Source organism: Rufibacter hautae, from assembly GCF_008271695.1.
Taxonomy (GTDB): Bacteria; Bacteroidota; Bacteroidia; order Cytophagales; family Hymenobacteraceae; genus Nibribacter; species Nibribacter hautae.
Genome location: NZ_VKKY01000001.1, coordinates 1,044,215 through 1,065,465, shown reverse-complemented (window position 1 = coordinate 1,065,465; position 21,251 = coordinate 1,044,215). Strand labels below are relative to the sequence as shown.

Below are 21,251 nucleotides of genomic sequence, written 5' to 3'. Positions count from 1 at the left end.
TTTGGATGCGTCCTAATCCTGCCAACCGTTGCTGGGATTATCACCAACAACCACAACTACTGTTCAAGCGCTTCTCACGTATAGCTGATTTCCCCTCCTCGGAGGGGTAGGGGTGGGTTACGCGTTTAGAGCCTGTTTTCAAGAAAATAGGTCCAAAACAGAACAGCCTCCCCGGGCAGTCGCACATATACCATGACCTTCCAGACCTGAATTTAGACTGAATCTGTATTACGCCAAAAAGGGGATATACAAGAACAAAGAGCGGCTATAACCGGTATATTTGAGTTAGGCCGCTGATTCAAGGCAGGCCTGCAAAAGGAGATACAGACTATGAAAGATTTATTGAGACTGCGTACCTCTCTTTCAGAAGAAATAGAAACGCTCTTAAACGAACAGATAAAAGTAGAAGCCCATTCTTCGGCCACTTATTTGGCTATGTCTAGCTGGTGCAACCGCCAGGGCTTTGACTACAGCGCCGATTACTTCATGAAGCAATCGCACGAGGAACGTGAGCACATGCTCAAGATATTCAATTTCGTGAGTGATTTGGGTGGCCATTCCATCTCTCCGGAGGTGGTGAACATTCCGCAGGAGTTTGACTCTTTCAGAGATGTGTTTGAAAAGGCGCTGCAGCAGGAAATTTTTGTGACCCAGCAGTTCAACCGTTTGGCCGATCAGTGCATGAAATCACGGGATTACATGACGTTCCAGTTTCTGCAGTGGTTCTTGAAAGAGCAGGTAGAAGAGGAGTATGTGGCCCGCCGCGCCCTGGAACTGTTTGACGTGATTGGCGAGGAAGGCACCGGCCGTTGGGAGATTGACAAGAACGTGCGTAAAATCAAATACGACAACGACGGCGAATAGCCTTTTCCACTGACTTCCCGTATAAAAAACAGAACCCCTCAAGCCCGTAAGCCTGAGGGGTTTTTTATTTGCCTAGCACTTGTTCCCTGAAAACCTGCAGAACCTGTGCCTCGCTCATGTCATGCAGCCAGATGTTCTGCGGCTGGATACTGAAAATAGGGCCATGCTTGCAGCGATCGGTACAGTCGGTTTTAATGATCTCTACCTCGTCTTTCAGGCCGGCCATCTTCAATTGGTCGCGCATGGCCTTGCGGATTTCCTTGCCGCCGCGTTTCTGGCATTTGCCGCTGCCGCAGGCGTAGATTACCTGGCGGGGGGTGGTTGGGTACTTACTCATATAAGGCGTGGATGTCTTCTCCCTTGTACGGCCCCAGTCCGGAATGGCTGCCTCGTTTTGACTGAGCCTCCATTCCCGAACGTTCCTGTTTCAGAGCCCTATTGATAAAATGAGCCTTAAAATCGGAAAGGGCAGCCTGAGGCGTTAGTCTTCGTAAGCGTTGCGCTGACGTTGGGTTTTGTAGATCTGCCAGATGTAGAGCAGAATGCCGCCGGCCAGTAGCCCATAGATGGCAAAAGTAAGCGTTCCGTTGTTCTGCTGGTACACCGTGTCTTTACCCTGGAAAAAAGTAAGGTTCTTGGCCGGGGCCGACAACCCGTACAGCCTGCGCACACCGCCGTTCTCCAGCACGTCTTCCCGGTCACTGTACTCCACCCGCAGCCGGTCGCCGGGTTTAAGGGCGGCTTTGAAGGCGGTGGTATCAAAAGAGGATTCCTGCTTGCCGGCGAGCTCAAACCGCTCAGCGAATTCTTTGAGCCAGAGACCGTAATCTCTCTCTCCCTCGGGGGTTTTCTTGAATGAATAGTTGATCAGGGTTCCTTCCTTCACCATCAGGTCTTGCACATGCTTCACTTCCTGGGTCAGGTTTTTGAAGACCAGCAAGCCTAAGCCCATAATGATCAAAAGAATGGCGGGCATGAACTGACCCGAGATGGGCAACGGAAAAGTAGGAACGCCTAAGGTGCGTCTACCGCGTTTTGACATAGTATGTTTGAATAAGATAAAGTTCTAAAAGTATTAAAACTATGGCTAGGAGAGAAGAGTTCGTTTTCCCTGGAAGTTCCGGGGCCTACTTTCAGGAAGAAAGACAGGTCTCGGCAGCTTCTGTTTTTGGCCGAAAAAACTAAAAAGAAGCCCTAAACGGAAGGAGAGGGGGCTGCCCTAGTACGACACGTTGTTCAACCGGCCCTCCCTGATTTTGAACAGTTTGTTGGAGTACGCCCCATAAACATCCATCTCAAAAGTGGCTGAAAAACGTCTTTGCTCCAGGTCAAAGGCGGTAATGGTAAAGGTCCCCACGTGCTGCGGATCAGTGGAGAAGATGCCTGCCGAGTTGGCCGGATGCCGGCCCAGGTACTGGAGTGCCCCGTTGCTTCCAGCGCCACTCCCGGGGGTATCATCAGGGTTATAATATAACTTTGATTGATAATTGATGGTGTAGTTGCCCACACCGTGTACATCCCTTATGTCCAGGTGGATGGTTTTAACCGAGTCGTTGCAACTGTCAGTGCCCTTAATGATTAGTTGGCCGCTGGTAGGGTCGTAGGTCACCTCCAGGTTGTTTTTAGGTGCCGTAGGAACGGGGATTTTGCCTTCCAGATTGGAGCAGGCCGTGAAGTTAGAACCGTTTATTTTAGCCGTCATGGCAGGATCCTGGATGAATTCATCGCCACAGCCTGAGAAGAAAACCAAAGAACAGAATAGAAAGAAAGTAAAAGAAAGGCGCATATAACAGAAAAAGTAGAGCAATGGCATGGGGAAGCTCACTGAAAAGAAGAGGCTTCTCAATGCCGTAGCTCAATGCCGTAGATAAATAAGGGGCTATTTCAGGATTTCCACCCAACCTTTGGCGGTGTTGCCCTCCGTGTCTTTAAGGATGTAGAAATACGTGCCTTCAGAGAGGTTACCGCCATTCCATTTCTGGTTATAGATTTTCTGCTGGTACACCTGTTTTCCCCAAAGGTCATAGACAATGATCTCGGTAGGGAAACAACTGAAATGCTGCACAAAGGTCTCGTTTTTATCATCGCCGTTGGGCGTGAAGATATTGGGGATGAAAGGCGGCTCCACTACCACTTCTCCTACTTCCAGAATGGCCTGACAACCGTTTCCGTAGGTGGCCAGGAGGGTGACTTTGTACTTGCCCGGGGTTTTGTAAAGGTGCCGCGGCGAATGCTCCGTAGATTGGGTGCCGTCCCCAAAGTCCCAAGTGAAACTGTCTGCGTTGCTGGAGCCGTTGGCAAAAGCCGCGTTGAAAGGAGCGTAGCCTGATACCAGAGGATTGTCATTACAGCCATTGGAAAGCTGGGCTTGCATGGTGGGCACCGGTGGCATGTTGATCACCTTGGTATCTGTGACCGGGCAAGGAGTGGCGAGCGAGTAAGACGCGGTGATGGTGCCGGTAAAGCCGGGAGGCGGCGTGAAAACACCCGCCGCCGATACGTTGGTGCCGCTCCAGGTGCCGCCGGGTACATTTGCCCGCAACTGGAAAGGTGTGAGGCTCCCTGGGCACAAAGTGGTATCGGGGCCAATCTCCACCAGGGGGAGAATTACCTCCACGGTAATGGAGGCAGAGCCGCAGACGCCGTCAGAGCCGTCATTGCGGTAAGTGATCACATGCTTGCCTACCCCGGCTACGGCCGGATTGAACAAAGAGTCGGTGACGCCTTTGCCCGAGAAAACGCCGCCCGCCGGCGAGCCCGTCAGTTCCACAAGGTCCTTGGAATTTACGCAGTACAGGTTCTGCGGGATGGTGAGGGTGTGCGTCACGGGTGGGGTCACGGTCATGACCATGGTGTTGGAGATGGCGCAGGAACCAGTTCCGGTTACGGTGTAGGTGAGCGTGTGCGCACCCACCATCTCAGGGGTGGGGGTGAACCTGTAGGCCCCGTTTACCATAGAAACGCCATTGCCGGCCCAGACGCCCCCGCTGGGCGAGCCCGGCAGGTTCACGGCGCCAGCCTCCAGGCAGATTTCCTGGTCAGGGCCGGCATCGGCGCGCAGTTCCTCTGCGAAATCAAATTTGAAAGCGGCATTGTTGCAATTTATGCTGTTGTTGGTTCTGGAGTAGAAGTTGGCGCCCGCCGGAACCGGGAAATTGGATTTGGCCTGGCAGCCGCCGCAGACCGCCTGATACACGTAGCCTTTCTTGTCAAACCTACTGGTGCCGCCGTCTACGTGCTCAAAGCTGCCGCCGGTGATGGTCTGGTTTCCGCCGTAAAAAGTAGCGTAGATAAGCTCGCTGGCGTTGGTGCCCAGTTGCATGAGGTAGAAGTCGCCGCCGTCTGTGGTGGTCTGCACCGCCCCTGGGGTAGTGGGCAGACCCGTGGTGGTGCCGTTGCCATAGAATCCGCCGTTGTTGCTGCCGCCCCACCCAGAGACGTAGATGCGCTGGCAGTCATCTACCAGAAATGCTGTAGGCGAAATGTCAATGGTGGTGCGCCCGGTGCCAAACACGGTAGACCAAACGGTGGTAGACAGGTCATTGCTTAGCTTATGGAGAAACTGCCGGCCGCCCCGGTTGCTGTAGGTGCCGCTGGTGACCGGGTAACCACCCAAGGTCTGGCCCAGCAGGTACACGCTGTACTCGGCATCTAACTGCAGAAAATAGGTTTGGTCATACGCCTGGGTGCCTAGGAAAGTAGCCGCCATGATAGTGGAGCCCGTGTTGTTTATCTTCAGCACAAAGCCGTCTGTGTTGCCCGCGGAGGTTGGTTTCATGCCATTGGCGGTGCCGGGAAGGGTGGTGCTGGTGGTGCCGCCGCAGACGTATACCTGCCGGTTCTGGTCCAGCTGGATGGAGTAGGCGGCATCGGTGCCGGAGCCGCCGTAGTAGCTGGCCCAAAGCACCTGGCTAAGGTCTGGGGAAAGCTTGCAGATCACCGCATCGTTTGAGCCGCCCTGCATCTCTGACCCAAATCCGTTGGTAGCCGGGAAGTCATCTGAGGAAGTATTGGAGGCAATGTACACGTTCCCGTCTGGGTCAGTGATGATGTCGCCGCGATATTGGTCGCCGTAGTTCTGGACCAGGGTAGGAAAGGAACCGGTCCGGGTGAGGAGCCCATCGTTCTGGCTACCGCCCAGGAAAGTGGAGGCCAGCAACTTGTCGCCGTTTTTGCTGAGGCGGGTGATCACCAGGTCTGACCCGAAAGTATAGGAAGGGTTGCCACCGGTGCCCAGCGGAGTAATAGGCGGACCGCCTTTGAACGTGCGGCTCAGCGCAGCGGCAGAAGTAGGGTAATCGGCGGAGCTGGAGGTGCCCAGCACCAGGAGTTCATCTGCGGCGTTCACCACCAGGCTGTGCGGAGACTCAGTACTGCTGCCGCCCAGGTAGGTGGCATACAGGCGCGCCGCTGGTCCGCTTACTTTGGTGTCATACTTGATGATGGCCATGTCCCAGATGCCGTTGAAAGCCTCGCTGAAGGCCCCGGTAGAGGTAGGGTACCCGGTGCTGGAGGCGATCCCCCCCGAGTACATGTTGCCCTCGCTGTCATAGGTGGCGGTGTATCCCCAGTTATCAGCGGTAGAGCCGGTGAAGGACGAGAATTCCACCACCGGGTCAATCACCAGCGGGTAGCGGTTGTCAAAGCCATCGGGGAATTGGAACGTGACGGTCTGGCCCGAGAGTTGGTAGAGGCATTTCACTTCCACGCGCTGGTTCTGCACCATCTGGTACGCCACGGGCTTGTGCTCTTTCACGTCACCCACCGAGGTCTCTACGCGCAGGTTTCCGTCTTGCAAAGACAGGTTGGAGACGCCCTTGTACTTGAGTCTGATCTGGTCTGGCGAGGTGCCCGGCGCCACAAACAAATCGTATTTTAGGTTACCAGCCTTTTCATAGAGGGCCAGGTCTACCCCTTTGTACAGGCCCTTGTAGCGCACCTGCCGAAAACCCCGGGCACCGGACCCCCATTTCTTAGGGTCCTTGCCCAGGTAATAGTTCCGGATACCTTCGGTGACTTCCTGCGGTTGCAGCACCGGGGCCGGATTGGCATTCTCAAACGTAACGGAGTAGGCGTGGCTCTTCAGAACATCGGGCGCGGCCGAAGTACGTTGGTTCGCGGCACCCGCTTGGGAATGTCCGTGGTTTTGGGCCGCGGCCAATGCCGTTGCATCATGCAGAACATACATGAACCCGGTGGGCTGCAGAAACATCTTGCCCCCCCAGACATCGGCGGCGAAAGCCACCTGGGTAGGCCACTGTCCTTTGTTCTCCACAAACTCCAGCGTGCGGAAATCTGTGCTATTGGTTCTGGCCATGACCACTTGGGGCGCTGGGTTGGGTGCGGTAACAGGCGCGGGCGCTGGAGCCCCCATGAAAAATTCCAGTAGGGTCCAGAAGGCAGAAACAATAAAAAGGAAAGGGGGCAGGCTCATTGTCAGAATTTGAAACTTCTGACTAAAAATAAGCTAATTTTCTTAAATGTCAGCTTTTGGGCTGCCCTTGTTTTTAGGTCTGTTTTTAAAAAAGAGATAAAAAACGAACTACCAGCCCATTCTGTCTTTCAGGGAGGTGATATGCCCCACGTGGTGCTCTCCGTGCCAGGCGTACATGCCCGCCACCTGGAACAGATACGTCTCGCCGCTCTGCGGATGGATGTAAGACCGGTGCCATTCTTCCATGCAAAGAGACCGAAGCAAAATAACCCACCGTTGGTGCAAGGCCTCCAGCATCTGGAGGGAAAGCGCGGGGTCTGCCCAGTGGGCATCCCGGAGGTAAGCCCAGGAAGATTCTTCGTAGGGTTTAATGACCGGGGTGTTTTCTGTGAGTGCCAACCGTACCCGGGTGTAGGCATTGAGGTGGCTATCAGCGAGATGGTGCACCACCTGGCGCAGGCTCCAGCCGCCGGGGCGGTAGGGGGTGTCCAGCTGTTCATCTGACAGGTTGTGGATGGCGGCGCGCAGTTTGGCAGGCAAGGCCTCAATGGCCATAAGCGACTTCTTTACAAAAGCCGACCCGTACAATGGGGGTGCCTCATATCTTCCTACAGGGTAGCGTAAAAGTTCAAGGGGCAGTGTTGGTGTTTCCATGCAGATACAGAACTAGTCTCAAACAAATCTAACGAAATAGACCATTTCAGGCTGCGTTTAGGGCCTTAATTTTTAAAACCGGTGGAAAACTATTTTAGCGTAAAGTCAGATTATCACTTTCGGATACAGAATGAAAATGCATTTTTTGCGCAACAATGGACAGGTGCTGCGGGTTGTAGAACAGGCGCTGCTTTTACTTTCTTTTTATGAAAACAGGTCCTAAACGCAAATCCCTTTAAAGATGCCAGAGTTACCCGAGGTAGAGACCTATCGCCGTTTCATTGACGAGACCAGCCTGTTCCAGCCTATTACCGAGGTGGAGGTGCAGGACCCCAAGCGGCAACTGCAGGTAGACCTGGATGATTTCAGGAGGACGCTGCGCGGAGAGCAGTTCACCCAGACGGCCCGCATTGGCAAGCAGCTTTTCCTGGAAACTGCCCGAGGCCCCATCGTGACCATGCACTTCGGGATGACCGGCGACGTGGCTTACTACAAAGACGAGGCAGACACGCCGCGCTTTGCCCGGGCCATTTTCCATTTTGAGAACGGCTTTAAGTTCGCTTTCCTGGACTCCCGCAAGTTCGGTCGGCTGGGACTCACCCAGAGCGTTGCCGCGTTCCGGCTACAGAAGAAACTGGGCCCCGATGCGCTCACCCTCTCCACCGAGGAACTAACCCAAGGACTGGCCAGAAAGAAATCAGCGATCAAGCCGCTGCTGCTGGACCAGCGCATAGCGCCCGGCGTTGGCAACTGGATTGCCGATGAGGTGCTCTTCCAAGCCCAACTGGAGCCAGAGCGCCCCGCTGATTCCCTGCAGCCCGCCGAGGTGGACCGCCTAGCCACCTGCATCCGAGAGGTGCTGGAAACCGCCATCGCCGCCGAGGCCATCTACCGTGATTTCCCCTCGCATTACCTCATCCATGCCCGCGAATGGGACGAAGCGCCTGCCTCTGCCACCAAAGACGCGCACCTCCACTGCCCCCGCTGCCAAACGCTCATCCAGAAGAAATACGTGGGTGGCCGCGCTACCTACTTCTGCCCCAATTGCCAGGTGTAGCGCTGGCTGATACTTGGTTTGCAAAGGTCTGCTGTTGAAAAACGAGTTTGGTCAATAATGTTATTCCTATATAGTATATTCGGCAGTACCGATCCGGTTATCTGTCAATTGATGCTGTAAGCAGGATGTTCGCCGAAGCTATAGTGCTGATAACCGGAATGACTCCGTTTATTCAGTAGTTATCTGGAATTAACATATGACAAAAACTTTCCTCCTAATAATAATTGTTGCACTTGGCTCCTGTAAACTTAACGATACTGAAAATAACCAAAGTGCCTTATCAGAATTCAACTTCACGAATATTAACTACAAAGCCTCTCCTGGAAAAGGTAGTTTTGGATTAGCATTTACAGAGAAAGACACGATGCAGAATGGGGATACTTATAGGCTGAAGTTATTTATAGAAAACCATCAGAACTTATACTCTTCAGATAGTGTAAGGCCAACCTTCAGATTTTACGAATACTTTACTGGAGACTCCCTTTCATGGCATAAGTTACACAATAGCAACCAAGTTGTGGAGGGGACTCAGGACACAGCCTTCATAAAATTCATAGCAAAAGACGTGAATTTAAAGAAAGGTGAATCAAGGGTGCATACTTGGCGAGGAATGATTAATATACCGCGCCCAAACACCTATGATACAGTGTTCTTAGTAACATATGAGTATATTATACAGCAGAAATAACTCCAGATAACAACACCTAAACGTCAACCTTCGGCCGATGGCCTCACCCGCCGTTTAGCCTAGTACGTTACCGCAAATGTGTAAAAATTAAGAATGAAATCTATCCTCACAATCCCTTTATTGTTCCTAATCTCAATATTTTGTTGTGCGCAGACGGAAGACTTTGATTCTTTGATAGTTTCCTTCGGTCCTAGAGTGGGCCCTTTTTATCAAGACAGCATTCACGTACCACTAATTTACAGAGGGAAAGAGTTCAACATCAACTTAGCGGATTCTTCCTTAGGGTTCAAGACAAAATCCATTGTTATAGGCAGTCCAAATTCAGATGGGTCCTTTCCGTTATCATACTCTGTTATTTACAAAGAGCATATTGTTTCCTTGTTCGAACCAGGTTCCTTTACCTGCCTTAGATTGTCTGACTTTTCAAGAAATACTCAATTTGAGGTTTCATTAAATAAGCATAAGTTTAAAGCTTTCTGGCTAATTGATGAAAAGCTATATGGCCTCTCTAAAGGAAGGTTCTGGCATCTAGATTCAATGGACAAATGGGTTAGAACTAAAGGGCTACCTTTAAAAGCAAACTCAAAGTCTCACCTTTGCGAAAACAATGATTACATTGTGTATGGGGACTGCAATGGCGAATGGGGCGGGACAGTATACTTCTATAATCGAAGAACTAAAGAAACTTATTTTACCGAAGCAACCTGCGCAAACACCGTTACAGAAGCCAATGGAGGATTCAATGTATTATCAAAATTAGGCCATGGTGGTGGGAGCACAGAGCTGAAGCATGTTCCTAACCCGACCGAACTGCCAAATGTAAAAGACTTCAAAAGAAAAAGAAAAACCGTAGAAGCATTAGGGTATGCCGATTCTTCAAACCACGCGGTTAAAATTTTTGATTACTATTGGATTCAGATGTTTTCCCGATTCAACTGGGAAGGAAAGGATTTGTATTTAGTCCATTGGCAGGAAAGGACTTTTTTGGCTGAAATAAAAGGAAATGATTTTATTATCGTCGACCCCCTCTTCAACTCTGACCTTTACACACACAACCCCATAACTAAAAAATATTCCACTGGAGAGGTGCTGATAAATTTGGACCATTATGGTACTGGGGGTGAAAGAGAAGTATCACTGGTAGTAATAAAAGGTAAAGAAATGATTAAAATAGATTGGAACAATAAACACTAGCGGTAACAACACCTAAAGGGCATTAAAACGCCCTATTGCCAAGTCCGTTAGAGTTAATAGAAAATATGAATAAAAGCCTCCTTTTGTTTTTGACTTTATTAGCTGTTAGTTGCCACCCAAAGGCATCGGAAAAAGGCAATCCACCCAATAAAACTCCTAAAGACGAAAATGTTCTGGAGAGCTCGAAACGCTTTGAAGAGTGGCTTAGAACAAGCCATGAAGAAGACATAAGGAAAATAGCCGATACTAATAGAGTTGTTTTCAGATTAAATTGGTCTCGCGCCTTTCACCCTGAAGTCATACTAAGAGTTGAGAACTTCCCGATTTATACAAAAACCACAGATTCCCTTTATCATGTGGAGCAGTACGCTGTATCCAAAATATATCTAGACGAATTGAATGATTACTCTAGTTCGGCTCTACCATACCTATATGAGCAAAGAAACACCAGAATCTCATTGGAAGAGATTGAGAGCCTGAAGACATTGGCTAATCAGCTAAAGATTTGGGAGGTAAAATCAGACATAAAGGAGATTCTAGATGGCTCAATCTGGGAGTTAGAAATCTACATGAATGGCAAGTACCATCAAGTAAGTTCAAACTCAGTGAGCCCTGCCATAAAAAGGATTGGTCAAGAGATGTTGGCATTGGCCAAGCTCAGACTACCAAAAGATGAAATTTACTAAGAACTACTAACCCTAGCAACGTGTAAACGTCAGCATCGGCCGACGGCCTCGTCGCCGTTTATCCAGTAGTTAGCCAAAACTGAAAAAATGGAAAATTGGGAGACGTTAAAGGAGGAAATCTATTTTGTAGATGGCTCCTTACGTGACATCTACGTCTTTGACACCGACAAGGAAGATTGGAGGCGCTGGGCTAACTATGTTAACGAAAACTATACAGTTCAATTCTTCAACGGACGGACACTGAAAACGGAAGACAGAATAAATGTTGATGATTTGTTACTGTATTTTACTAATCCTGCCGATTTCAAAGAAGTAAATAAGGCCTCAATAATATTCGGCAACATATATATCAACTGTATCTTGTTTTGGGAACCTGAAATGGAAAGCGACATCTCTCCGAGAGAAGTCCAATCATTGGAAGACCATCAAGCAATAGTCGGGTATATGAAGTCCGTGGCCAAAATATTAAATAAAAAAGTCATATTAACTTTAGAGGCAACTAAAGAATTAGTATTTATAGAAGTATAAAAAACAGCATTGGCTAACAAAGTAAAAACATCATGCTACAACCGACCGCCTAGCACGTTGTTTATACTAGCCGTTGGCACAGATTATAATATGACACGACTAAAACATAAATATGGGCTTTTAATAATTGGAATTGTAATCGGTATCGCATACGGACTTATAACACGTTTGGTATTTGGATATAAAGCAACTTTAGCTTCGGTGACATATTTGTTTATAATTCCAACAATTTTGGGCATTATACCATTGATGTTTGCAGACACAGACAAACTGAAATCTTATCGGAATATCATCTTCATTCCTTGGTTGACTGTTTCCACTTTCTTTTTGACAATGTTCCTTATCGGATTAGAAGATTTTATTTGTTTGCTGGTTCTTGCTGGACCATTTTTTATCCTCGGGACTATTGGTGCATTGCTTTTCCGGCTTGTTCAAATTAACAACCATAAAAGCAAAGGAAAGCTATTGACTTTGGTTTTAGTGCCCTTTCTTTTTGCCCCAATAGAAAATTACATAAAAACCCCATCGGAAACATACAGCACCATAAGCGAAGTTGTTATTTTATCAAAACCAGAAGTAATTTGGGATAATATAGTTGAAGTGAAAACTATCAAGAAAGGTGAATACAACTCTGGTTTCTTTAATTCTGTGGGTATTCCAAGGCCAATAAGTGCAACAGTTGAAAAGAAAGAAATTGATGGTCAGAGAATTGGAAAATTTGAAGGCGGATTAAAGTTTATTGAAACAATAACAGAATATGAAGATTTTAAAAAAGTTTCGTTTGATATTGAAATTGATCCAAAGACTGTAAGGCAAAAAGTATTTGACCAACATGTTCTAAACGGTAATTATTTTACATTCGTTGACGCAACATACAAATTAACAGAATTGAATAATGGTCAAGTAAAACTGACACTTTTATCAAGTTATAGATTAACATCAACAATAAATTTTTACGGTAAATTTTGGGGTGATATAATCTTGTCAGATTTTCAAAACAGACTTTTAAGTGTAATTAAGGCAAGATGCGAAAAGAAGAAACAACAGGTGTTAACACTATGTGAAAATCATGCTTTAGCCAACGGTCTAGCACGACTTTCACACTAATCGTTGCCAGTAATGTTAAAGATGAATGGACGCGGAATTAGAAGCAAAAGTCATTAAGCGATTTATCGTTGATAGAAAGCAGGAACGGTATTTAACACTTATTCAGGCTGAAAAAACCAGAAGTAAATTCACCAACGCATTAGCCCACTTTAGTTCCCAACTCAAGGACTTTGAAGAAATCAAAAAGAATGAGTGGAAAGTACTTGAGGAGAAACTTAAGAACCTTGGTAATCCGACTGACTGTTACGTCATTTCTGAGAACGGAGAAATTGACGCGAGAAGAATGAATGTAGAATTAGCTTTAAGAGAATCCATCGGGCATGGCTTTGGAACCTTAGTTGTGTTTGGAGACGCAAATCTGGTCTATTATGAGGGAGAAGGGCCAAGCGACAGATGGATAAGTAGAACTGTAAAGTAAAAAAACACTTCTACCAAGGGCCTCGTGTAAACAGCATACTTCGCCCGGATGGCCTTGCACGCTGTTTACACGAGGCCCTTGGTAGTAATGTGAAATAATAAAAATGAATTTCAGAAAATGAGATTAAGCAATTCCTTCAGTGGCGCTTTAAGAACATTTGCTTACTTCATGGCAAGTGGAAGCCATAATATGCTTAAGGGCATAAACTACCTTGAACTATATGGAGAAGAACCAAGTGCCATTGAGCAAGCCTTTGCCATTTACACCAATGTTATTGAGTTGGACGAGGATGGAAATGTTCTGAATGCCAAATATGCTGAAAAAAGAGCAACTCAGTATATCCGCTCTTATTGTGATTCTTCTTATAAGGTTGAGCCTCCATTTGAAGATTGGGAAGTTACTCTATACAATCCACCACCCTTACAAGACTTGATTTGAAAGTGTGGTTGAATTTGAATAAAAAAATAAAAAAGAGAAACTACATCAACACAGCTAAACGTCAGCCTCAGCCAACGTTCTCGCCTATCGCTTAGCCTAACCCTGATCAGGTAATTCAGTTTCTAGCTAAATAAAGATTAATGAAAAATATATTTGCGCTGCTGAGCCTGCTTGCCTTGGCTATTCTTGCTTTCAAACCTGCTGATGATAAAACAGTCTCTAACCTCTCAGATGAGAACGGCTGGGTGGAACTTATCAATGGGAAAGACTTAACCGGATGGAAAGCCACCGAGAATCCTGCTACCTGGTCAGTAACGGACGGTCTTTTCCAAGCCGACGGAAAACGTTCCCATCTGTTTTATGAAGGAGAACACCTGAAAGACGGTTTCAAAAATTTTGAACTGGAAGTGCAGGTGAAAACTTTCAAGCTAGCTAATACAGGCATCTATTTTCATACCAAGTACCAGGAAACAGGCTGGCCCAATAGCGGTCTGGAAATACAAGTGAACAATACTCATATAGGAGAAGGGGACTATGTAGAACTCAAAAAAACGGCTAGCCTTTACGGGGTGCGGAATCTATACAAAACGTTTGGCCAGGATGGGGAATGGATGACGATAAAAGCCCGGGTAGAAAGCAACCGGGTGCAGGTTTGGCTCAATGGCTTGAAAACGGTGGACTACCTGCAGCCCGAGAAAACATTTAAGACCGTTCCACGACTTGGAAAAGGAACGTTCTGCCTGCAGGGGCATGATACGCTGAGCAAGATGCAGTACAAAAGTTTCAGGGTGCGCCGCTTGCCAGATGATGCCCGTTCTAACGCGGTTGCTCCAGTGTTGGGTGCTTGGCATGACAGCCTCGTTGTGCTGCAGGGCCGTCAGTTTGCTTTTATTGACTTGAATCCAAAGACTACCTTATCCGCAAAAGAACTTGCAGACTACTTCTATACCACGGGCATCAATGTTTCTATGGTAAAAAGTCCTGCCGCTGCTAAAGAACTTGCCACAGGTAAAAATCTTCCCCTTTTTACCGGTATAAAAGTGACGGCTACAAACCAGGCAATGGCCAAGGCATCCGCCGCAGACTATATTGTGGGTGAAAGCACTGATGTAAAGACGGCGCAGGCATTGCTGAAAGGGAAGAAAATCAATATCTGGTCTGACAAGGGCAGAACCCTTACCACCGCTACAGCCGCAGAACTGTTGGACCTGGCAAAACAAAACAACATTGCCATTGAGATTGACAATGTAAGCAAGAGCCCGTCGGTGGAAATCATAAAGATGGCGAAGGCCAAAGGCTGTAAATTCACCTTCGCAGGACTAGTACCTGCTTCAAACATGCAAAAATCAATGTATGTGATGAAGGTCCTCAAAGAGGCGAATCTTTCTTATAAAGACCTTTACATTCCCAAATGGTAGCACTTTTAGCCAGGGCTTGATTCACCTACGGGCTTTATGGTGCTTGAACGCCATGGAATAAAAACTAACGACAAGATGGTGGTAACGCAGTGCTGCGTTACAGGCTGTCACTCATTTTAAATAATACTTATGCGACTTTACTTCTCCAGGGTACTTAGCTTCTTGGTTTTAGTGGCCCTGTTTAGCTCCTGTACCCGACCGGGTGAGGTGGGAACCGAAGCGGGCGGGCAATTCAATGTGGAGGAAGCGACGATTGCCGACATCCATACGGCTTTCAAAAAAGGCACCTGTTCCTGTGAGCAATTGGTGACCACCTACCTGCAGCGGATCGAAACCTACGACCAGCCTACCAAACTAAATTCCATAGTTCTCACCAATCCAAAGGCGCTTCAACTGGCCCGGGAACTGGATGCAGAATACCGGAAAACGAAAAAACTGCGGCCGCTGCACTGCATTCCGCTTATTGTGAAAGACAATTTCAATACCAAGGGCCTGCAAACCGCCGCGGGCTCGCTGGCCATGAAAGGCTTTGAGCCGGAGACCGATGCCTACCAGGTGCGGGTACTGCAGGAGGCTGGCGCATTGGTGCTGGCGAAATCCAACATGGCCGAGTGGGCCTTCAGTCCCATGGTCTCCATCAGTTCCATTGCGGGCGAAACACTGAATCCATACAACCTAGGGCATGTACCGGCCGGATCCAGCGGCGGCACGGCTGCGGCGGTGGCTGCCAACCTGGGCAGCGTGGGTTTGGGTTCTGATACTGGCAACTCCATTCGTGGTCCTTCTTCGCACAATGCTCTGGTGGGCTTCCGCTCCACGTTGGGGCTTACCAGCCGTGCGGGCATCGCGCCGCTGTATCTGCGCAACGATGTGGGCGGTCCCATGGCCCGGACGGTAGAAGACGCTACCCGTATATTGGAGGTAATTGCGGGTCACGACCCAGCTGATCCACTAACCGAACACAGCCGGGGCAAGGTACCGGCCAACTACCGCCAATTCCTGGATAAGAACGGCCTCAAAGGCGCCCGTATTGGCGTGCTGCGGATATTGAGTGACAAAAACCCCGACCCACAGGTAAAAGCCCTGTTTGAAAAAGCCATTGCAGACCTCAAACGCCTGGGTGCCGAGATCGTGGATCCTTTTGAAGTCCCGAATTTTGCGGAGGTAAGCGAGGATCAGTGGTGTTCCGTTTTTCAGCACGATATAAACCAGTACCTGGCCTCTCTGGGACCCAAGGCGCCGGTGAAGAATTTGCAGGAAGTAGCAGCCTCGGGCAAGTACTCGGCCTACATCAAAGAAAACTTAGAGTACGAACTGAGCCAGACGACCGCACCGGCTGCTAATGCCACCACTTGCGGCGATGCCTACCACGATACCCGCCGCATCGCTTTCCGGGAGGCTGTGACCGGGGCCATGAAAAAGCACCGGCTGGATGCGGTTATTTATCCAACCTGGAACCACCCGCCCGCGAAAGTAGGCGATTTCAAGGGCTACAAGGGCGACAATAGCCAGATCATTGCGCCGCACACCGGCTTACCCGCCTTTACGGTACCCATGGGCTATACCTATGGCAACCTGCCGGCCGGCCTGCAGTTCCTGGGCGATCTGTTTGCAGAGCCTACGCTGATCAAGCTCACGTATTCGTATGAGCAGGGCACAAAGCACCGCAAGCCGCCCGTGCGTTTTAGTGAAAGTGAATGATTTAATTCTTGCAAGCCTGAAGCAAATTCCTAGATAAAAGTATGGGGGTAAGGCTAAGCAGAAATAAAAGTCCAGTTCAAGTGTTTTCTGCCTATTTTCTGTAAACTTCAATAAAACCTCATGCCCATGAATCTACCACAGCAATTGGCCAGGCACCTGAGAGAAGTTCATTTCGGGGAGAACTGGACGGACGTCACCATGCGGGAAAACGTTTCGGACCTTACCTGGCAACAGGCTACCGCCAAAATCTCTACGCTCAACACCATTGCGGCCCTGGTGTACCATACCAACTACTATGTAAAGGCGGTGTTGCGGGTATTAAGGGATGAATCGCTCAACGCCAAGGACACCGACAGTTTCAACCATCCGGCCATCGACTCACCCGAAGCTTGGGGGAAATTGCTGCAGGAATCCTGGACCGATGCCGAAGACCTGGCCCTGCTGGTGGAGCAGTTGCCGGAATGCAAACTGTGGGAAACCTTTGTGGAGGAGAAATACGGAAGCTACTACCGCAACATTCAGGGCGTGGTTGAGCATGCCCACTACCATTTAGGCCAGATAGTGTTTCTTAAAAAACTGTTGTCGCAGCCCATCGAAACAAGTGTAGCGCAAAGTGTCCGTTAACCTGCCCGTGAGAATCAGCAGCCATCAAAAACAGCGTCAGCGTTCCTTATAAAAGCCCGATCTGCTAGCATTCTACTTTAGCAACGATTTATGAAAATCCTCCTGGAAACAGAAAGACTAAGGCTGCGGGAGTTCACGCTCCAGGACACGGCTTTTATCATCACCCTCATGAACAGCCCGGGGTGGCTGCAGTTCATTGGGGACCGAAACGTGAAAACCCAGGAGCAGGCCCTATTTTACCTGCAGAACGGCCCCCTGAAAAGCTACTTGCAGCATGGCTACGGGTTGTCTTTGGTAGAACGCAAAGAAGACGGGCAGGCGATTGGCATGTGTGGCCTGGTGAACCGCGACGGTCTGGACCACCCCGATCTGGGCTTTGCTTTTCTCCCAGATTTCAGCGGACAAGGCTATGCTTCTGAGATGGCCAGCGCCGTGATGGAAGACGCCAGCACCCGCCTGCAGATCCCCACCATCCTGGCCATCACCGCCCCCAATAACGCAAGGTCCATCCGGCTGCTGGAGAAAGTAGGGTTGAAGCTCCAGAAAACCACCCGTTTGCCTGGCAGCCACGAAGACCTGCTGCTGTTCAGTAATCAGTCTGTTCCAACCAACCCATCAAGCAGATGACCGGCGAAACAGATTTGACCGGTATGCTGAGGACTTTAGAGCCCAAACTAAACCCCGGAGATTACGTCTTCTGCGTGGTGCAAGATTCCGCAAAAATAGACCTCAATCAGGCGCTCATGACCTTTCGGGAAACCGAAGGCATCACCGTAATTCTCAGAAAAGAACTCGCCGATGAATGGCAACTTTCCTACTCCTTTACCGCGGCCTGGATCACCCTCACGGTCCATTCTTCGCTGGCGGCAGTAGGTTTAACGGCGGCTTTCTCCCAAGCCCTCGCCGAAAAGGGGATAAGCTGCAACGTAGTGGCCGCCTTTTACCACGACCATATCTTTGTGGACCAGCAGCACGCCCAGGCAGCCCTGTCCGCCCTGATGGACCTCTCCAAAGAAGCATAAGCGCCGCTTCTCGATTGCAGCCATGAGGGAGTTCTTCACCCGCCTGCAGGTGTAAACACCCCTCTTCGCTCCACTCAAGCGGAGAATCCGTGTTTGTAGCCAGCGGCGTCAAATGATTCCTGAGTTTAGAGTAACCCAACGGTTTGCCCTGGTTTTCCCAAGAACAACCCTGAAACACAAATTGTACATGGTAGCAGGGGTTGGGTTATTCACCTGAAAAGCGGGAAGTCTCCCCATGCGAGTTTTAGGGCTGTTTTCAAAAAATCGTACTAGAAACAGAAAGCTGTTCTCGCGCAGAAGAGAATGGAAGACCTGCAGGGAACCAGATCTCCAATCAATCAATCAATCAATCCGCCTAGTGCCAAACTAACAACCATTCTGCTGTTCTAATATAATACAAGCACCTGTAGAAGCGTAATGTTAGGTATTTTTCAACGTTTTGGTAAAAATGTTGCGAATATTTATGTTGTTTTAAATTATTCCTGCCATATTTGATAATCGTTAATTAAAAGATGCAAGTATCGTGTGTGGAATTGTTTGTGCTTTCGATTTAAAAGAGTCATCTGAGGCGTTGCGGCCCCAGGTTTTGGAAATGGCGAAGTGTATCCGGCACCGTGGTCCGGATTGGAGCGGGGTTTACAGCAATGAGAATGCGATCCTGGCCCATGAGCGGTTGGCCATTGTGGACCCTATCTCGGGGAAACAGCCTTTGTTCAGCCAGGACGGAAAACTGGTGCTGGCCGCCAACGGCGAGATCTATAACCACCTGCAGCTGCGTGAGAACCTCACCACCAACTATAATTTCCAGACCAAGTCTGACTGCGAGGTCATTCTGGCGCTTTACAAAGAGAAAGGCACCAAGTTCCTGGATGACCTCAACGGCATCTTCGGGTTTGCCATCTATGATATTGAGAACAACGAGTACCTCATCGCCCGTGACCACATGGGCATTATCCCGCTGTACATCGGCTGGGACCAGAATGGTACGTTCTACGTGGCCTCTGAGCTGAAGGCTTTGGAAGGGAAGTGCGCCAAAATTGAGCTGTTCCCGCCAGGCCATTACCTGTCCAGCAAAGAAGAAGGCTACCAGAAATGGTATGACCGCGACTGGATGGAGTACAAAAACGTAGCCGAAAACGAAACAGACATCCAGGCGTTGAGAGAAGCCCTGGAAGCCGCCGTGCACCGTCAACTCATGAGCGATGTGCCCTACGGTGTGCTGCTTTCCGGCGGACTTGATTCCTCCATCACCTCGGCCATTGCCAAGAAATACTCTGAGCGGCGCGTAGAAACCAACGACCAGGAGGCCGCTTGGTGGCCCCAACTGCATTCCTTCGCCATCGGGTTGGAAGGCTCCCCAGACTTAGCGGCGGCTCAGAAGGTAGCCGATCACCTGGGTACGGTGCACCATGAGATCAAATTCACCATCCAGGAGGGCATTGACGCCATCAAAGACGTGATCTACCACCTGGAGACTTATGACGTGACCACCGTGCGCGCGTCAACGCCTATGTACCTCATGGCCCGAGCCATCAAAGCCATGGGCATCAAAATGGTGCTCTCCGGCGAGGGCGCCGATGAGATCTTCGGGGGTTACCTGTACTTCCACAAGGCACCTAACGCCAAGGCCTTCCACGAAGAGAACGTGCGCAAGCTGGACAAACTGCACATGTATGACTGCCTGCGTGCGAACAAATCCCTGGCCTCTTGGGGCATTGAGGGCCGCGTGCCGTTCCTGGACAAAGAGTTCATGGATGTGGCCATGCGCATCAACCCCCAGGACAAGCTCATCAACGGCGAACGCATGGAGAAATGGGTGTTGCGCAAAGCGTTTGAAGACTACCTGCCGGCCAGCGTGGCCTGGCGCCAGAAAGAGCAGTTCTCAGACGGGGTTGGCTACAGCTGGATTGACACCCTCAAGGAGATGGTGAACGCCAAAGTGAGCGATGAGCAACTGGCCAACGCCCGCTTCCGGTTCCCTATCCAGACGCCATCGTCTAAAGAGGAGTACTACTACCGGTCTATTTTCTCCAAGCACTTCCCCAGCGATGCCGCCGCGCTCTCAGTGCCTTCCGTGCCATCCGTGGCCTGCAGTTCGCCAGTAGCGCTGGAATGGGATGCCTCCTTCAAGAACCTGAACGATCCTTCGGGTAGAGCCGTGGCCAACGTCCACGCCAAGGCGTACCAGCAGGAAGTCTTGCAATAAGCCTTTAGACCCAAAGCCAAAAAACAGAATCGCCACCCGTGTTGCAACGGGTGGCGATTCTGTTTTGAAAGCAAGCGCAAATTGAGCCTGTTTTTCAAAAAGAGCTTCTAAAACATGAATTCTCCTAAAAGCTGTTTTGAAGCTGATATCTGTAAAACAAGCCAAAAGCAGCCCGGCTTGACAGATGCTTGGTAAGGTTTATTTTGGGTTCTGCTGAACGTGCTGCGCGAGTACTTCCTGAACGGTGGTCCATCTGATGCCCGGGTAACGATTGTTGTCCAGCGGTGTTAGTATGGGGAGCCCGCTGAACATGTTCCGCATGTACTGCATGCCTTGCCAAGCCGGGAAGACTTCTTCTTTCTGCGGGAAGACCGTTCGCGTGAACTTGATGATTTTGTCCAGCCGACCCAGCTTTCCGGCCTTGAGCAACTTGAATTGATCTCCGGTGGCCTGGCTGGCGGCTTCCTTCAGGCCCCGCGCACTCAGCACATCGCCTGCAATCCGCAGGTAACGGGGTGTGGCCGCATCCAGGGCGGCAGCGGCGGTGAACGCGGCGGTGTCTTCAATGGTGGTGAAGTCCAGCGGTTGGTCTGCGTCTTCCCAGTACACTACCCGTTTAAGCGGAAACAAGACTACCGGCGCCTGGCCCGTCAGGAGGTCAGAGAACATACCGTTGAGTACTGAGGTTGCCGCAATGGGTGCTTTGTCCAGGCGCTCTTTGAACTCCTGCCGCAGATCCAGGTTGCGGTTGGTGCCGTGGGGCAGCTTGGTGAAATCAATCGCGAAGTCAGAAGGAATAAAGCGGGGTACTCCGGCTTCCACGGCCGCCTGCAACAACGCCGTCTGGGCATCCAAAATCACCTCCTCCAGGCCAGATAGCGCGGAGACCACGCAGGTGCCGCCCGCGCAGGCTTTTACCAGTTCTGCGTGGTTTCTGTAATCTACCTCTATCACCGTAGCGCCCTTGGCCTGCAAATTCGCGGTTTTATCGCTGGTGTTGCCGGGGCGCACAAGTGCCCGCACCCGGGCTCCGCGGTGCAGCAGGTGTCCGGCAATGCGCGTACCCAGGTCTCCGGTGGCACCGGCTATAACAATGGTTTTCTCTTGCAATACAGCGCTCCCGTCAATGAACATGGTTTAATCTTTTTGAATTGTAACCATAACCGCAATCGGGGGAAAAGGTTAGGGAAGGGGGGCAAAGTCTACGGCACG

21 protein-coding genes are annotated in these 21,251 nt (G+C 49.9%); 15 read left to right on the top strand and 6 right to left on the bottom strand.

The genetic code is table 11. The features are described 5' to 3' along the window. Positions 1–330: 330 nt before the first annotated feature. Positions 331–864 carry a ferritin gene (locus FOA19_RS04075; RefSeq protein ID WP_149089497.1) on the top strand — a complete coding sequence of 178 codons (534 nt, stop codon included), beginning with the start codon at positions 331–333 and terminating at the stop codon, positions 862–864. A 64-nt stretch (positions 865–928) separates the two neighbouring features. Here FOA19_RS04075 and FOA19_RS04070 read toward each other — a convergent pair whose 3' ends face one another. From FOA19_RS04070 to FOA19_RS04050, 5 genes are all read right to left on the bottom strand, one after another. Continuing rightward, positions 929–1,201: a (2Fe-2S) ferredoxin domain-containing protein gene (locus FOA19_RS04070; protein WP_149089496.1), complete on the bottom strand. Its 273-nt coding sequence runs from the start codon at positions 1,199–1,201 to the stop codon at positions 929–931. 144 nt (positions 1,202–1,345) lie between these two features. After that, a complete protein-coding gene (locus FOA19_RS04065) occupies positions 1,346–1,906 on the bottom strand; it encodes a hypothetical protein (RefSeq protein WP_149089495.1) in 561 nt (186 codons plus the stop codon). A gap of 177 nt (positions 1,907–2,083) precedes the next feature. Next, entirely contained in the window at positions 2,084–2,566 is a 483-nt protein-coding gene (locus tag FOA19_RS04060; protein ID WP_149089494.1) for a hypothetical protein, read from the bottom strand. Between the two features lie 177 nt (positions 2,567–2,743). Next, positions 2,744–6,298, bottom strand: coding sequence for a DUF7948 domain-containing protein (locus tag FOA19_RS04055; protein WP_149089493.1), 3,555 nt, complete (start codon positions 6,296–6,298; stop codon positions 2,744–2,746). A gap of 108 nt (positions 6,299–6,406) precedes the next feature. After that, on the bottom strand, positions 6,407–6,952 hold the full coding sequence (locus FOA19_RS04050) for a YfiT family bacillithiol transferase (RefSeq protein WP_149089492.1): 546 nt from the start codon (positions 6,950–6,952) through the stop codon (positions 6,407–6,409). Between the two features lie 241 nt (positions 6,953–7,193). On the opposite strand from FOA19_RS04050, the gene mutM reads away from it, so the two are divergent. The 14 genes from mutM (at position 7,194) to asnB (ending at position 20,039) form a co-directional block, all read left to right on the top strand. Next, positions 7,194–8,009, top strand: coding sequence for a DNA-formamidopyrimidine glycosylase (gene mutM / locus FOA19_RS04045; protein WP_149089491.1), 816 nt, complete (start codon positions 7,194–7,196; stop codon positions 8,007–8,009). Positions 8,010–8,205: 196 nt separating this feature from the next. After that, complete coding sequence (locus tag FOA19_RS04040) at positions 8,206–8,697, top strand: hypothetical protein (RefSeq protein WP_149089490.1); 492 nt, start codon at positions 8,206–8,208, stop codon at positions 8,695–8,697. A gap of 93 nt (positions 8,698–8,790) precedes the next feature. Next, positions 8,791–9,891, top strand: a complete 1,101-nt coding sequence (locus FOA19_RS04035; RefSeq protein WP_149089489.1) for a hypothetical protein — start codon at positions 8,791–8,793, stop codon at positions 9,889–9,891. A 65-nt stretch (positions 9,892–9,956) separates the two neighbouring features. After that, positions 9,957–10,577 (top strand): hypothetical protein, encoded by a 621-nt coding sequence (locus FOA19_RS04030; RefSeq protein ID WP_149089488.1) that lies wholly within the window; start codon positions 9,957–9,959, stop codon positions 10,575–10,577. 87 nt (positions 10,578–10,664) lie between these two features. Next, a complete protein-coding gene (locus FOA19_RS04025) occupies positions 10,665–11,105 on the top strand; it encodes a hypothetical protein (RefSeq protein ID WP_149089487.1) in 441 nt (146 codons plus the stop codon). Positions 11,106–11,195: 90 nt separating this feature from the next. Then, a complete protein-coding gene (locus FOA19_RS04020) occupies positions 11,196–12,212 on the top strand; it encodes a hypothetical protein (protein ID WP_149089486.1) in 1,017 nt (338 codons plus the stop codon). Positions 12,213–12,237: 25 nt separating this feature from the next. After that, a complete protein-coding gene (locus tag FOA19_RS04015; protein WP_149089485.1) occupies positions 12,238–12,630 on the top strand; it encodes a hypothetical protein in 393 nt (130 codons plus the stop codon). Positions 12,631–12,747: 117 nt separating this feature from the next. Further along, positions 12,748–13,068: a DUF7677 family protein gene (locus FOA19_RS04010; RefSeq protein ID WP_149089484.1), complete on the top strand. Its 321-nt coding sequence runs from the start codon at positions 12,748–12,750 to the stop codon at positions 13,066–13,068. 140 nt (positions 13,069–13,208) lie between these two features. Next, complete coding sequence (locus tag FOA19_RS04005) at positions 13,209–14,486, top strand: DUF1080 domain-containing protein (RefSeq protein ID WP_149089483.1); 1,278 nt, start codon at positions 13,209–13,211, stop codon at positions 14,484–14,486. A gap of 129 nt (positions 14,487–14,615) precedes the next feature. Next, on the top strand, positions 14,616–16,187 hold the full coding sequence (locus FOA19_RS04000) for an amidase family protein (RefSeq protein ID WP_149089482.1): 1,572 nt from the start codon (positions 14,616–14,618) through the stop codon (positions 16,185–16,187). 126 nt (positions 16,188–16,313) lie between these two features. Then, positions 16,314–16,811, top strand: a complete 498-nt coding sequence (locus tag FOA19_RS03995) for a DUF1572 domain-containing protein (protein WP_149089481.1) — start codon at positions 16,314–16,316, stop codon at positions 16,809–16,811. A gap of 90 nt (positions 16,812–16,901) precedes the next feature. Further along, positions 16,902–17,438 carry a GNAT family N-acetyltransferase gene (locus FOA19_RS03990; RefSeq protein WP_149089480.1) on the top strand — a complete coding sequence of 179 codons (537 nt, stop codon included), beginning with the start codon at positions 16,902–16,904 and terminating at the stop codon, positions 17,436–17,438. Further along, positions 17,435–17,833: an ACT domain-containing protein gene (locus tag FOA19_RS03985; protein ID WP_149089479.1), complete on the top strand. Its 399-nt coding sequence runs from the start codon at positions 17,435–17,437 to the stop codon at positions 17,831–17,833. Before FOA19_RS03990 ends, FOA19_RS03985 begins: the two co-directional genes overlap by 4 nt. 523 nt (positions 17,834–18,356) lie before the next feature. Continuing rightward, positions 18,357–20,039, top strand: coding sequence for an asparagine synthase B (gene asnB, locus FOA19_RS03980; RefSeq protein WP_149089478.1), 1,683 nt, complete (start codon positions 18,357–18,359; stop codon positions 20,037–20,039). A 198-nt stretch (positions 20,040–20,237) separates the two neighbouring features. On the opposite strand, the gene FOA19_RS03975 is transcribed toward asnB, so the two are convergent. After that, positions 20,238–21,173, bottom strand: coding sequence for an NmrA family NAD(P)-binding protein (locus FOA19_RS03975; protein ID WP_149089477.1), 936 nt, complete (start codon positions 21,171–21,173; stop codon positions 20,238–20,240). Positions 21,174–21,251: the final 78 nt, after the last annotated feature.